12 protein-coding genes are annotated in these 13,535 nt (G+C 74.2%); 2 read left to right on the top strand and 10 right to left on the bottom strand.

The genetic code is table 11. The features are described 5' to 3' along the window. Positions 1 to 75 precede the first annotated feature (75 nt). Complete coding sequence (locus QM788_RS08530) at positions 76 to 1,149, top strand: lactonase family protein (protein WP_415661057.1); 1,074 nt, start codon at positions 76 to 78, stop codon at positions 1,147 to 1,149. A gap of 754 nt (positions 1,150 to 1,903) precedes the next feature. Here the strand turns inward: QM788_RS08530 and QM788_RS08525 are convergent. The 6 genes from QM788_RS08525 to QM788_RS08500 form a co-directional block, all read right to left on the bottom strand. Next, a complete protein-coding gene (locus tag QM788_RS08525) occupies positions 1,904 to 2,569 on the bottom strand; it encodes a hypothetical protein (RefSeq protein ID WP_415661056.1) in 666 nt (221 codons plus the stop codon). Positions 2,570 to 2,646: 77 nt separating this feature from the next. Next, positions 2,647 to 3,912 carry a glycolate oxidase subunit GlcF gene (gene glcF, locus QM788_RS08520; RefSeq protein ID WP_415661055.1) on the bottom strand — a complete coding sequence of 422 codons (1,266 nt, stop codon included), beginning with the start codon at positions 3,910 to 3,912 and terminating at the stop codon, positions 2,647 to 2,649. After that, a complete protein-coding gene (gene glcE / locus QM788_RS08515) occupies positions 3,912 to 4,991 on the bottom strand; it encodes a glycolate oxidase subunit GlcE (RefSeq protein ID WP_415661054.1) in 1,080 nt (359 codons plus the stop codon). The genes glcF and glcE overlap by 1 nt, the downstream gene beginning before the upstream one ends. Then, the gene (locus tag QM788_RS08510; RefSeq protein WP_415661053.1) at positions 4,988 to 6,466 is read right to left on the bottom strand and encodes an FAD-linked oxidase C-terminal domain-containing protein; all 1,479 of its coding nucleotides are present in this window, start codon (positions 6,464 to 6,466) and stop codon (positions 4,988 to 4,990) included. Before QM788_RS08510 ends, glcE begins: the two co-directional genes overlap by 4 nt. Further along, positions 6,463 to 7,161 (bottom strand): PhaM family polyhydroxyalkanoate granule multifunctional regulatory protein, encoded by a 699-nt coding sequence (locus QM788_RS08505; RefSeq protein WP_415661052.1) that lies wholly within the window; start codon positions 7,159 to 7,161, stop codon positions 6,463 to 6,465. The genes QM788_RS08510 and QM788_RS08505 overlap by 4 nt, the downstream gene beginning before the upstream one ends. Further along, entirely contained in the window at positions 7,158 to 8,117 is a 960-nt protein-coding gene (locus QM788_RS08500) for a TraB/GumN family protein (protein WP_415661051.1), read from the bottom strand. Before QM788_RS08500 ends, QM788_RS08505 begins: the two co-directional genes overlap by 4 nt. A gap of 94 nt (positions 8,118 to 8,211) precedes the next feature. Here QM788_RS08500 and QM788_RS08495 point away from each other — a divergent pair, with 94 nt between their 5' ends. Beyond that, positions 8,212 to 9,045: a DUF6279 family lipoprotein gene (locus QM788_RS08495; protein ID WP_415661050.1), complete on the top strand. Its 834-nt coding sequence runs from the start codon at positions 8,212 to 8,214 to the stop codon at positions 9,043 to 9,045. 1 nt (position 9,046) lies between these two features. Here QM788_RS08495 and QM788_RS08490 read toward each other — a convergent pair whose 3' ends face one another. From QM788_RS08490 to QM788_RS08475, 4 genes are read right to left on the bottom strand one after another with little or no spacing between them, the layout of a single operon-like run. Continuing rightward, the gene (locus tag QM788_RS08490) at positions 9,047 to 10,264 is read right to left on the bottom strand and encodes an ABC transporter permease (RefSeq protein WP_415661049.1); all 1,218 of its coding nucleotides are present in this window, start codon (positions 10,262 to 10,264) and stop codon (positions 9,047 to 9,049) included. Continuing rightward, complete coding sequence (locus tag QM788_RS08485) at positions 10,264 to 11,571, bottom strand: ABC transporter permease (RefSeq protein ID WP_415661048.1); 1,308 nt, start codon at positions 11,569 to 11,571, stop codon at positions 10,264 to 10,266. The genes QM788_RS08490 and QM788_RS08485 overlap by 1 nt, the downstream gene beginning before the upstream one ends. Next, the gene (locus tag QM788_RS08480) at positions 11,571 to 12,848 is read right to left on the bottom strand and encodes a TolC family outer membrane protein (protein ID WP_415661047.1); all 1,278 of its coding nucleotides are present in this window, start codon (positions 12,846 to 12,848) and stop codon (positions 11,571 to 11,573) included. Before QM788_RS08480 ends, QM788_RS08485 begins: the two co-directional genes overlap by 1 nt. Continuing rightward, positions 12,845 to 13,528 (bottom strand): ABC transporter ATP-binding protein, encoded by a 684-nt coding sequence (locus QM788_RS08475; RefSeq protein ID WP_415661046.1) that lies wholly within the window; start codon positions 13,526 to 13,528, stop codon positions 12,845 to 12,847. The genes QM788_RS08480 and QM788_RS08475 overlap by 4 nt, the downstream gene beginning before the upstream one ends. Between the last annotated feature and the right edge of the window lie 7 nt (positions 13,529 to 13,535).

Genomic DNA, 13,535 nt, shown 5'->3' with positions numbered 1-13,535 from the left:
GCCCTTTTTTGTTGTGCAATGCCGCCGATGACGATACGCCGCCGCTGCCTGCTGACCCTGCCCGCCGCCCTGACCATGACCGCCTTTGCCGCCCCGCCGCCGCCCCGCCCCCGCGTCCTGCACGTCGGCAGCTACGCCCCGCCGGGCCGGGGCATCTACAGCTTCGCCATCGGCCCCGGGGGCGCGCTGGCGCCGCTCGCCGTCACGCCCAACGCGAACAGCCCGAGCTGGCTGCTGGCGCACGGCGGCCGCGTCTACGCGGCCGAGGAGGCCGCGGACCACGTCGCCGTCTACGCGCCCGACGCCGCCGGCCGGCTGCAGCTGCTGCAGCGCCAGCCCAGCGGCGGCCAGGGCCCGGCGCACATGGCCGTGGGCGCCGGGCGCCTGTGGGTGGCGCACTACGGCGACGCCCGCTTCGCCGCGCTGCCGCTGCAGCCGGACGGCCGGCTCGGCGCCGCCGCGAGCTGGCGCAGCTGCGACGGCGACTGCCTTCCCGGCCCCAGCCAGGCGCTGAAGGCGCCGCCCGGCAGCCAGGCCAACAGCGGCCACGAGGCGCCGCATGCGCACGCCATCCAGGTCAGCGCCGACGGCCGCTGGATCGTCGGCACCGACCTGGGCCGCGACAAGCTGCTGGCGTGGCCGCTGGCGGCCGACGCGCCGCGGGGGCCCGCGCATGAGCTGGCCCTCAGCCCGGGCTCCGGCCCGCGCCACTTCGTCTTCCACCCGCAGGACGCGGGGCTGGTCTACGTGCTGCAGGAGGAGTCGTCCACGCTGTCCACCGTCGCGCTGACGGCCAGCGGCCCGGAGCTGCTGGACGAGATCAGCGTGCTGCCCGCGGGCTTCGCCGGCACCAGCTACGCCTCCGACCTGCTGCTGGCGCCGGGCGGCCGGCACCTGTACGCGCTGGGCCGGCTGCACGACAGCATCGGCGTGCTGTCGCTGGACAGGCCCCGGGCCCCGCGCCTGCTGGACCACCACTGGGTGCATGGCAACTACCCGCGCAGCGCCTGCATCGCGGACGGCTGGATGTACGTGTGCAACCAGCGCAGCGACCAGCTCAGCCACTTCGACCTGAGCCGGCCGGAGGCGCCGCGGTTCGACGGGCGGCAGACGGGGGTGCCGGGGCCGGCGGGGGCTTGCGTGGTGTAGGGGTTTTGCGGCTGCAAGTTGCGGTTGCGGTTGCGGTTGGGGCTGCTTTTGCGGGGAGCCTTTCGACCCGGTGCACCGCGCCGGGACCCCGCCCCGGCGGGCGGGTAACTTTCTTCTGTCGGCGCCAGAAGAAAGTCACCAAAGAAGAGGCGCCAACCGCACGCCAGCACCCTGGCGCAAGCGCCACGCACGAAAACCAGCGCCCGACGAGCGCCCCGAGGCGACCCGCTGCGCTCTCGCCGCTGTCCCTGTGAAGAGCACCACAACTCGGACCTTCACGCCGGTCAACGCCGGCTGCACGCCGGGCTCACCGGGCAAGGCACCAGCCGCGCCGACGCGTCGCCCCAGCGACGCTTGCATTTCGACTCGTGAGTTCGGCGTGCAGCCGACGTTGGCCGGGCCGATGGTGGCAGGCTCGGGCTCGTCATAGGGACAGCGGCGAGAGCGCAGCGGGTCGCTTCTTGCCTGGATCAGAGCGCGTGTTTTCGAAGAGGCTCACGGCGGGCTTCCACTCGCGTGCGGTTCAGCGCCTCTTCTTTGGTGACTTTCTTCTGGCGCCGACAGAAGAAAGTTACCCGCCCGCCGGGGCGGATTCCCGGCGCGGTGCACCGGGTCGACAGGCTCCCCGCAAAAGCAGCCCCAACCGCAGCCCGACAAGGCAAGACTCGACGCATGGCCCTGCCCGACGTTGGGATTCGCAGAGAGAACCCCATCAACCTACCCACTCGACATCAACGCGATATGCGGGCGCCCCTCAATTCCGCATCATCTGTTCGACATGTTTTCGGATGCTTTCGTCGATCACGGTGACGAGTGCAACATTCTGCTTTGCCTCAACCTCCGCAAAATGTCTGCTGAAAACCCGTTTTCCGTCCAATTCCGTCTCGATGTAGACGATGTGGCAGACCCGGTCGTTTGGATTTTCCTCGCTGGTGTATATGGCACGCATCCACTCCTGCTCGCCAGTCGCCGCATCGAAGGCGCTGCGATCGCTCGCAGAGATGGAGTCGGCCTGGCCTTTCGCTTGCATCGCATCCGCGAGCAACGCGCCCACGAGTCCACCGACCGCACCTGCAGCAACGCCTTTGCCCATGACCTCCATGTTCATGTAGACAACGAAGTGATGGACTTTTACTTCCGCGGACCGACGATCTGCGGGCAAAGCTTCAAAAATCCGATGTTGCAGCAGTCGCATTGGCGCAGGTTGAACGTCCGTCGGCGCGATCCGGAACTTGCCATAGGCTTTGTTAGTTACTAGGTAGCTGAAGCCTTCCTGAACGCTTTCCTTGCCTGGCCGTAGATCGGTCAGCCGGAAGGCTTCAGAGGCTGCTAGGTTGGACACCGCAATTGGCGGCGTGGGCGTCGCGCACCCTACGAGCAAGGCAGCGCTCAGAAGCACTGATAGAACCTGTCGATTCATTTTTCTCCTTCCTATTTCATTCCGCGAAATTTTCGCAACGTTACGCGGGCGAGTCATACGCACGAGTACAGACAACGTCATAGAAGCTGAGCTTGTTCCTGCGCAACCCCGCGCAGCGCGTCATCCAGCACCTCCACCCAATGCCGCACCGGCGTCGCCGTGCCGCTCTGCAGGTGCTGGATGCAGCCGACGTTGGCCGAGACGATCTGCTCGGCCTGCAGCGGCGCCAGCGCGGCGAGCTTGCGGTCGCGCAGTTGCCGGGACAGCTCCGGCTGCAGCACCGAGTAGGTGCCGGCCGAACCGCAGCACAGGTGGCTGTCGGCCGGCGCACAGTCGATGCGGAAGCCCAGCTCCCGCAGCGCCGCCTCGACGCCGCCGCGCAGCTTCTGGCCATGCTGCAGCGTGCAGGGCGGGTGGTAGCCCAGCGCGCCGGGCCGGGCCTTCAGGCGGGCCTTCAGCGCCGGCACCAGTTCGGGCAGCAGCTCGCTCAGGTCCCGGGTCGCCGCGCTGATGCGGGCGGCCTTGTCGGCGTAGGCCGGGTCGTGCGCCAGCGCGTGGGCGTAGTCCTTCACCGCCACGCCGCAGCCGGACGCGTTCATCACCAGCGCCTCCACGCGCTCGCCGGGGCCGGCCACCAGCGGCCACCAGGCGTCGATGTTGCGGCGCATGTCGGCCAGCGCGCCGTCGTGGTCGCCCAGGTGCTCGCGGATGGCGCCGCAGCAGCCGGCGCCGTCGGCCACCACGGCCTGGATGCCGGCGGCGTCCAGCACGCGGGCGGTGGCGCTGTTGATGTTGGGCGCCATCGCCGGCTGCACGCAGCCCAGCAGCAGGCCCACCTTGCGGCCGAGCTGGCGCGTCGGCCAGTCGTGCGCCGTGGCCGGCGGCCTGGGCGGCACCTTGTCCTTCAGCGCCGCCGGCACCAGCGGGCGCAGCGCCTGGCCCAGCGCCAGCGCCGGCTTGAACAGCGGCGAGGTCAGCCCCTCCTTCAGCAGCCAGCGCACGCGCCGCTCGCCGCCGGGGCGCGGCACCTGCGCGTCCACCACGCGGCGGCCGATGTCCACGAGCCGGCCGTAGGCGACGCCGGACGGGCAGGTCGTCTCGCAGTTGCGGCAGGTCAGGCAGCGGTCCAGGTAGGCCTGCGTCTCGCGCGTGGGCGCCACGCCTTCCAGCACCTGCTTGATCAGGTAGATGCGGCCGCGCGGGCCGTCCAGCTCGTCGCCCAGCAGCTGGTAGGTCGGGCAGGTGGCGGTGCAGAAGCCGCAGTGCACGCAGCGGCGCAGGATGGCCTCGGCCTCGGCGCCCTCGGGGGTGCCGGCGAATTCGGGGGCGAGCGTCGTTTGCATCAGAGACGGGGGTAGAGCCGGCCGGGGTTGAACACGCCGTGCGGATCGAAGGCCGCCTTCAGGCGCTTGTGGATGGCGGCCAGCGGGGCGCTCAGCGGCGTGAAGACGCCGCAGCGCTTGTCCAGCGCGCGGTACAGCGTCGCATGCCCGCCCGCCGCCGCGGCGGCCTCGCGCAGCGCGGCCGGCTCCAGCGGCGTGACCACCCAGCGCTGCGCGCCGCCCCATTCGATGAGCTGCTCGCCGTGCAGCTTCAGGGCCGGCGCGACGCTGGGCAGGCCCAGGCGCCACAGCCGCGCGCCGCCGTCCACCGCGCGCGCGGCGCCGGCGAAGAACTCGTCCGTCTGGTCGCGCAGGCCGGTCCAGAACGGCGCGGCCAGCTCGGCGGGGATGGGGTCGCCGCCCAGCTTGCGCGCGGCGGCCTCCACAGCCGCGGCCGCGCCGGCCAGGCGCAGCAGCAGCGCGCCGTCCCACCAGGCGCTGGCCTCGATGGGCAGCGGCTCGCCGCCCCAGCGGTTCACGGCCATCAGCGCGGTGGCGGCGTCGAACTCGAAGCGCAGCGTCGCCGTGGCGGCCGGCAGCGGCAGCACCTTCAGCGTCACCTCGGTGATCAGGCCGAGCTGGCCCAGCGAGCCGGCCAGCACGCGGCTGACGTCGAAGCCGGCGACGTTCTTCATCACCGTGCCGCCGAAGCTCAGCAGTTCGCCCGCGCCGTTGATGAGCACCGCGCCGAGCAGGTGGTCGCGCACCGAGCCCAGCGCCGCGCGGCTGGGGCCGGACAGGCCGGCCGCCACCATGCCGCCCACGGTGCCCCGGCCGCCGAAGCGCGGCGGCTCGAACGCGAAGCGCTGCTGGTGCCGGGCGAGCAGCGCCTCGACGTCGGCCAGCGGCGTGCCCGCCAAGGCGCTGACGTACAGCTCGCTGGGCTCGTAGGCGGTGACGCCGTTCAGCGCCAGCGTGGACAGCGGCTCGCCGGCCGGCGGCTCGCCGTAGAAATCCTTGCTGCCGTGGCCGGTGATGCGCAGCGGCCGGCCGGCCCGCGAGGCCTCGCGGATGCGCGCTTGCAGGTCGTCGAAGGTCAAAACCGCTCCAGCTCGGGGAAGGCCAGCAGCCCGCGCTTCACGTGCATGCGGCCGTACTCGGCGCAGCGCGCCAGCGTCGGGATCTGCTTGCCGGGGTTCAGCGTGCCGGCGGGGTCGAACGCGGCCTTCAGCGCCAGCATCTGCGCGCGCTCCTCGGGGCTGAACTGCACGCACATCGAGTTCAGCTTCTCGACGCCCACGCCGTGCTCGCCGGTGACCGTGCCGCCCAGCGCGACGCTGCGCTCCAGGATCTCGGCGCCGAACTGCTCGCAGCGGTGCAGCTGGTCGGGGTCGTTGGCGTCGAACAGGATGAGCGGGTGCAGGTTGCCGTCGCCCGCATGGAAGACGTTGGCGCAGCGCAGGCCGTACTTCTTCTCCATCTGCTGGATGTCCAGCAGCAGCGTGGCCAGGTGCTTGCGCGGGATCGTCGAGTCCATGCACATGTAGTCGGGGCTGATGCGGCCGGACGCCGGGAAGGCGTTCTTGCGGCCGCTCCAGAAGCGCAGCCGCTGCGCCTCGTCCTCGCTGGCCTGCACCGCCGTCGCGCCGCTGGCGCGCAGCACCGCCTCCATGCGGGCGATCTCCTCGGCCACCTCCTCGGGCGTGCCGTCGCTCTCGCACAGCAGGATGGCCTCGGCGTCCAGGTCGTAGCCGGCGTGCACGAAGTCCTCCACCGCCGCCGTCATCGGCTTGTCCATCATCTCCAGGCCGGCCGGGATGATGCCGGCGGCGATGATGGCGGCCACCGCGTCGCCCGCGCGGCGCACGTCGTCGAAGCTGGCCATCAGGCAGCGCGCCAGGCCCGGCCGCGGCACCAGCCGGACGGTGACCTCGGTGACCACGGCCAGCATGCCCTCGCTGCCGATCACCAGCGCCAGCAGGTCCAGCCCCGGCGCGTCCAGCGCCTCGCCGCCGAACTCGACGGCCTCGCCCTCGGCCGTGAAGCCGCGCACCCGCAGCACGTTGTGCAGCGTCAGGCCGTACTTCAGGCAGTGCACGCCGCCCGAGTTCTCGGCGACGTTGCCGCCGATGGTGCAGGCGATCTGGCTGCTGGGGTCGGGCGCGTAGTACAGGCCGTGGGCGGCCGCGGCCTCGCTGATGGCGAGGTTGCGCACGCCGCACTGCACGCGCGCGGTGCGGGCCAGCGGGTCGATCCGGACGATGCGGTTGAACCTGGCCAGCGCCAGCGTGACGCCGGCCGCGTGCGGCATCGCGCCACCGGACAGGCCGGTGCCCGCGCCGCGCGCGACGACCGGCACGCCCAGCGCGTGGCAGGCCTGCAGCACTGCGGCCACCTGCGCCTCGGTCTCGGGCAGCGCCACCGCCAGCGGCCGCTGGCGGTAAGCGGTCAGGCCGTCGCACTCGTAGGGCGTGGTCTGCTCGGCCTGGTGCAGCAGCGCATGGGCCGGCAGCAGCGGCGCCAGCGCGGCGACGACGGCGGCGCGGCGGGCCGCCAGGTCCGGGGGCGCGCTCAAGCCTTGCGCGGCGCGCGCGGCCGGCTGGTCTTGGCGGCGGGCCCGGGCTTGGCCGCCAGGCCCTTGGCGACCGCGCCGGGCACGCCGGCCGCGCGCTTCAGGGTGTCGCTGGCGGCGTCGAAGCTCTGCTTGACCAGCGTGCCGGCGAGGTTCTTGGCGGCGTCCGTCGCGGTGTCCTTCATCGCCGACGCGGCGAGCTGCGTGAACTGCTGGCTCAGCGCCGTCCACCACTGCGCCGGGTCCACCGCCGCGGCGGCCGGCTGGGCCGCGGCCCGGGCGCCCCGGGTTGTCTTGCGGGCGACCTTGGCCGCCGTCTTCACGGCCGTCTTGGCCGCGGCCTGGGCCAGCGGCGCGGCGATCTCGGCCGGCATGGCCGGCCAGGCCGGCACGTCGGCGCCCGTGGGCAGCTTCAGGCTGTCGCGCAGCTGGGCCAGCGGCACGTTCATGGTCTTCAGCGTGGACAGCGTCATGCGCTGCACCTCCAGCGCCTGGATGGTGGCGGCCAGCATGCGCGCGTTCTGCTCCAGCCAGAACTGCACGGTGCGCAGCTCCTCGATGCGCTTCTCCAGCTCCTCGGGGTTCAGCGTGGGGGCCACCCACTGGCCGATGCCCGGCAGCGCGGAGCCCGCGTTCTTCACGAGGCCCTGCAGGAACTCGAAACCGGGCACGAACTTGGCAAAGCTGTTGTCGGTCATGGTGTCTCCTCGACGGGGATGGATGCTAGCGCGGGCCGCACGGGCTCGACGTCGAAACCGCGCTGCGCCAGCAGGCGCGGCAGCGCCTGGGGGCCGGCCATGTGCAGCGCGCCCACGGCCACCAGCAGCCGCTGGCCGGCGCCGTGCAGCGCGGCGATGCGGTCGGCCAGCGGGGCGTTGCGGTCGTCGTTGACGCGCCGCAGCCAGGCGCGCTCGGCCGGCGTGTCGGCGCAGGCGCACCAGCGCGGGTAGTCGGCCAGCGCCTGCAGGTCGCCGCGCGACCAGGCCTCGGCCAGCCGGCGCAGCGGCGCGCGCCACTGGCCGCGCTGCAGCTGCCGCAGCGCGCCGCCGACCAGCGCGTCGAGCGCCTGCGGCTCGGGCGCCAGCGCGTCCAGCTGCTCCGCGACGCGCTCCAGCGACCGCACGGGCCGGCCCTGCGACCGGGCCAGCGCCAGCAGCATCAGGTCCTGGCCGAAGGCGGCGTCGAAGCCGTCGCGCCGGGCCTCCGCCAGCATCAGCGTGCTGAGCTGCAGCATCGCCGGCAGCGGCGCCAGCGCCGCGGGCGGCAGGCAGGCCGCGCGGGCCTGGGCCTCGACGCGCCGTGCCAGCGCCGGCGCCAGCGGCGCGGCCGGGCCGGCGGCCGCCAGCGCGGCGCCCACGTCGGCCGGGTCCAGCTCCACGGCCAGCACCTCGGTCTCGCGCCAGGCCCGGCGCAGCGCCGGGCCGGGGTAGGCCCAGGCCGCCTGGCCGACGTGCAGGCTGCCGAACAGGTAGCTGCTGTGGCCGCCGCGGCGCAGGCGCCACAGCAGGCCGCGGTCGGGCGCCTGGGCCGCCCAGGCCGCCGCCTGCTCCGGCGTGGGCGCCGCCGGCGGCGGCGGGCAGGCCGCGCGCGCGCCGCCGGCGCACAGCGCGAGCGCCAGGGCCAGCACGGCGGGCAGCCGCCGGGTCGGCGGCATGGGGAGCGGCGGGGAGGCGTCCTGTCGGGGCACGGCGGTCGGCGGGGGCGGCGGAGGGCTCCGACGATAACCGCGCGGCCCCAGAATCGCCGCCATGACTTCCCTGCGCCTGTGCCGGCGGATCGCCGTCCTGCTCTCGGCCGCGCTGCTGGCCGGCCTGGCGGGCTGCGCCAGCCTGTCGCTGGCCTACCGGCAGCTGCCGCTGCTGGCCGGCTTCTGGGCCGACGCCTGGCTGGACCTGGACCGCCCCCAGCGCGCCCGGCTGAGGGAGCAGCTGCAGGCCTGGCAGGCCTGGCACCGCCGCGAGGAGCTGCCGCAGTGGCTCGCGCTGCTGCAGCAGGCGCACGCCGCGCTGGATGGCGGCGTCACGCCGGACGAGCTGCTGGCGCTGGAGCAGGGCGCCCGCGCCAGCGCCGAGCGCTGCCTGCGGCAGGCCGCGCCGCTGGCCGCCCCGCTGCTGGCGGACCTGCGGCCCGGGCAGTGGCGGCACCTGCAGCGCCGCATGGACGAGAAGGCCGCCGACTGGCACGACCGGCAGGCCGGCCGCGACGGCCCGGCCGAGCGCGGCAAGCGCCATGCCGCCAGCCTCGAACGCTGGTTGGGCGACCTGGACCGCGGCACCCGCCGCCAGGCCCGCGCGGACGCCGAGGGCTGGCGCTTCGACCTGCCGGCCATGGCCCAGGCCCGCGCCGCCCGCCAGGCCCGCACGCTGGAGGCGCTGCGCGCCTGGTCGCGCCAGGACCTGGCCGGCGGCACCGCGCTGCTGATGCAGAACCTGCAGCCCCAGCCCGCCGAGCAGGCCTACCGCGACGAGGTGCTGGCCAGCCTGCTGAGGCTGCTCAACGGCCTGGACGCCGGCCAGCGCGAGCAGGTGCGCCGGCACTGGGCGGGCTGGCGCGCGGAGCTGCACCGGCTGCACGCCCCCTGATTCAGCGCCGGAGCGCCGCCACCGGCGACAGCCGCGCGGCGCGCCGGGCCGGCCCCCAGACGGCCAGCTGGCCCAGCAGCCACAGCGACAGCGCGCCGGCCGGCAGGTAGGCCCAGGGCAGCGGCGGCAGCGCGTAGCTCTGCATCAGCAGCCGGCCCAGGGCCCAGGCGCCGGCCAGGCCGAGGGCGATGCCGGCACTGGTCAGCAGCAGGTTCTCCAGCTGGAAGTAGCGCAGGATCTGGCCCGCCGTGGCGCCGAGCGCGCGGCGCGTGCCGATCATCCGGGTGCGCTGCTGCACCCAGAAGCTGGCCAGGCCGACGATGCCCATGGCCGTGACCAGCAGCAGCGCGACGCAGACGCCGCCCATCAGCCAGGCCATCGCGCGGTCCTGGGCGTAGAAGGCGGCGCGCATCTCGGGCAGCGGGCGCGCCTGCGTGACGATGCGCCCCCGGTCGCCCTGTTCCAGCGCCGCGGCGGCGGCCTTGATCTGCGCGTCCAGCCGGCCGCGCTCGGCGCGGATGACATAGAAGCCGCCGCCGCGCAGCGGCAGCACCATCGCGGCGCCGTCGCCGCGCGCCCGGTGCATCTGCGTGTTCGTCAACGTCCGCACGACGCCGATGACGGTGGTCGGCGCACTGCCGAAGATGTAGACCGTCTTGCCGACCGCGGCCTGGCCGGGGAAGAGCCGGTCGGCCAGCACCTGGTTGACGATGACCTGCGGGATCCGAGGCTCGGCGGCGCTGAAGGCCTGGTGGCTGTCGAGCACCTCGTCGGCGGTGAAGTTGCGGCCCTGCACCAGCTGGAGGCCGAAAGTCGCCAGCATGTGCTCGTCCCCGCCGTACTGCGAGGCGCCGATGCGCAGCCCCTTGCCGTCGGGACTCAGCGAGACGGTGCTGTTGCTGCTGTTGCTGCCGTAGGCGATCTGGTTGGCCACCGTCGCCGCCTTCAGGCCCGGCAGCGCGCGCAGCCGCGCCAGGTCTTCGGCGACGGTGCCCGTGGCGCGCTCGGGCGGCGGCGGCCGGCTGCTGCGCAGGTTCAGCACCGCGATCTCGGACTCGGCCAGGCCGCTGTCGGCGTTCAGCGCCGCGACGCGGGTCTGGATGAGGTGCAGCGCGTTGGTGACGATGGCGCAGGTCAGCGCCACCTCCAGCACGATGAGGCCGGCGGCGATGCGGTGGCGGCGCAGCGTGGAGAGGATGGGCAGGAGGTCGCGGAACATCACTGGGCTTTCAGTTGCACGGCGGGGGTGACGAGCGCCGCGCGCCAGGCCGGCAGCAGGCCGGCGAGCAGGCTGGCGAGCAGGGACAGGCCCAGCGTCAGCGCCAGCATCGGCGCGTCCAGCTCGGCCAGCGGCGCGTACCCGTTGGGACTCTGGCGCACCAGCCACAGGCCGCCCAGCGCCAGCAGCAGGCCCAGCAGCGCGCCGGCCCCGCCCAGCACGCCGGCCTCGACGAGGAACTGCCGGAAGATGTCGCCGCGCGTCGCGCCCAAAGCGCGGCGCACGCCGATCTCGCCGCTGCGGTGCAGCGTCTTGGCCAGCAGCAGCCCCACCATGTTGACGATGCACACGGCCAGGAAGCCGAAGGCCAGCCAGGTCTGCAGCCGCACGTCCGCCGGCAGCACCTTGCGCGCGTCCAGCCAGTCCATCACGGCGCGCAGCCTCACGTTGACGGGGCGCTCGTAGCGGCCGGCCTTGCGCTGCGCCTCGGCGTAGGCGACGAGGTAGTCGCGGTAGGCGGCGGCGTCTCGCGGGCTGGCGAGCTCCACCCAGTACTGGATCCATGCGCAGCTGGCGTTCAGGTCCTGCGGGGTGCCGCCGTTGGCGCCGCGGCCCCAGCAGTCCATGTTGCCCCAGTGGCCCATGCGCAAGGCCATCGCCGTGGAGAACGGCAGGTAGAAGTCCTCGGTCTCGGTGTAGCTGCCCAACGTCAGGTCCCAGAAGTGCGGCTGCACCTTCCAGGGCTTGAGCACGCCGACGATGCGCAGCGGCTGGCCGCGCACGATGACTTCCCGTCCCACGCTGTCGGCGCCGTCGAACAGCTTGTCGTTCAGCGCCGCGGAGATGACGGCCACGCGCGCCTCGGCCTCGTCGTCGGCCGCGCTCCAGCCGCCGCCGTGCTGCCAGGGCGCGTCGAACATGGCGAAGAAGTCGGCCGAGGTGTAGCGCGTGGACGAGAACACGGGCTTGACCTCCCCGTCCGGCCGCGACACGGCGGTGTTGAAGCCGCTGGACATGGCCTGGCGCAGCCCCTTGCGGTCGCGCAGCAGCGCGGTGGCGTCGAAGCGGGTCAGGTCGAAGGTGGGCTCGGCGCCGGGTTTCCAGTCGGCCAGGTCGGCCGCGTCGAGCTGTACGTTGAACAGCCGCGCGCTCTTGTGCGGGATCGGGTCGCCCGACAGCACGTGGTAGACGGTCAGCGTGGTCATGCAGGCGCCGATGCCCAGGCCGAGCGCCAGCACCATCAGCGCCGACAGGCCGCGGGCGGCGCGGATGCTGCGCCAGGCGAGGTCCAGGTAGTGCAGAAACATCAGCGGGGCTCCAGCAAGGCGTTGACGGTGGCGAGCTCGGCGTCGCCGAGGCTGCCGGCGGCCTGGTGCAGCGCCAGCAGCGCCAGCACGTGGCGGTGGCGGGCCTGGGTCTGCGCGTTCTGCGCGCCGGCCAGCATCTGGATGGCGAGCAGCAGGTCGGTGGTGGTGCGGGTGCCCAGCGCGAGGCCGGTGCGCGTGGCGGCCAGCGCGCGCTCGGCCGCGTCCACCGCCGCCTGGGTGGACTGCAGCTGCGCCGCGCCCTGCCCCACCGCCAGGTGCAGCGCGCGCACGTCGCGCAGCACGGCGCGGCGGCCGGCCTCGAGCTGCTCGCGCGCGGCGTCGCGCTGGAAGCCGGCACGGTCGGCCGCGGCCGCGGTGGCGCCGCCGGCGAACAGCGGCACGGTCAGGCGCAGCGCCACCTGCGTGGGCGTGCGCGCAGCGTCCAGCGGCGGCACGCCGTCGCCGCGCAGGCGCTGCGTGTCCACGCCCACGCGCAGCGTCGGCAGGTGGCCGGCGCGGGCGGCGGCGATGCGCTGCTCGCTGGCCTGCAGGTCCAGCTCGCGCGCGCGCAGTTCGGGGTTGCCGCGCAGCGCGCGCTCGCCCCACGCGTCGGCGTCGTCGGGCAGCGGCTGGGCGGCGAACTGCGGGCGCAGCGGCGCCAGCGCGGGCGCCGGCGCGCCGGTCAGCTGCGCCAGCGCCTCGCGGGCGTCGGCCAGCGCCAGCTCGGCGGCCAGCGTGCCGGCGCGCGAGTTCTCGCGGTAGGCGCGCGACTGGTCGGCCTCGACCTGCGCCGACAGGCCGGCCTGGAAGCGCGCCTCGGCCTCGCCGACCTGGCGGGCGAAGGCCTCCTCATTGGCGCGCGCGGTGGCGAGCTGCGCCTCGGCCGACAGCAGGCCGAAATAGGCCTCGGCCACGCGCTGGCGCGCCGCCTGCCCGGCCGCCGCCAGCCGCGCGGCCTGGGCCGAGGCGTCGCTGCGGCTGGCGTCCCAGGCGCGCAGCGCGGCCAGGTCGACGAGCGCCTGGCTGGCGCTGCTGGTGGTGGTGTTCCAGCGCGTGCCGCCGCTCTCGTGCAGCTCGCTGCGCTGCAGCTGCCACTGCGGCAGCAGCGCGGCGCGCGCCTCGCGGGCGGCGGCGTCCTGCGCGCCGGCCAGCGCGGCGGCCTGGCGCAGCGCCGGGTCGGCCGCGCGGGCCTGGGCCCAGACCTGCAGCAGGTCGTCGGCGCGGGCCGCCGCCGCGCCGCACAGCGCGGCGGCCAGCAGGAGCCGGGCGGGCCTCACGCGCCCAGCTCCGCGCTGATGTCGACGACCTGGCCGTCGATGACGTACACGTTGCGCTGCGCCCGCGCGGCGAGCTGCGGGTCGTGCGTGACCATGACGATGGTCGCGCCGTCGCGGTGCAGTTCCTCCAGCAGCTCCATGACGCTGCGGGCCATCGCGCTGTCGAGGTTGCCGGTGGGCTCGTCGGCCAGCAGCAGGCGCGGCTGGCCGGCCAGCGCGCGGGCGATGGCCACGCGCTGCTGCTGGCCGCCGGACAGCTCCGCCGGGTAGTGCTTGCCGCGCGCGGACAGGCCCACGCGGGCCAGCGCGTCGGCCGCGCGCTTGCGGCGCTCGGCGCCGGCGAGGCCGCGGTAGCGCAGCGGCACCTCGATGTTGTCGAGCACGTTCAGGTCGGGGATCAGGTTGAAGGCCTGGAAGATGAAGCCGATCTTCTGGTTGCGCACCGCCGAGCGCGCGGCGTCGCCCATGCGGCTCACGTCGATGCCGTCGAGCCGGTAGCTGCCGGCGCTGAAGGCCTCCAGCAGGCCGGCGATGGTCAGGAAGGTCGTCTTGCCCGAGCCCGAGGGGCCGGTCACGGCGACGAACTCGCCCTCGCGGACGCTGAGGTTGAAGTCGCGCAGCGCATAGGTCTCGACCATTTCGGTGCGGTAGACCTTCTGCAGTTTTTCCATCTGGAGCATGGTGTTT

It is taken from the genome of Roseateles sp. (genome assembly GCF_047654785.1).
Classification (GTDB): domain Bacteria; phylum Pseudomonadota; class Gammaproteobacteria; order Burkholderiales; family Burkholderiaceae_C; genus Pelomonas.
The sequence above is the reverse complement of the archived record's forward strand: the minus strand, read 5'-3'. Positions and strand labels throughout refer to the sequence as shown.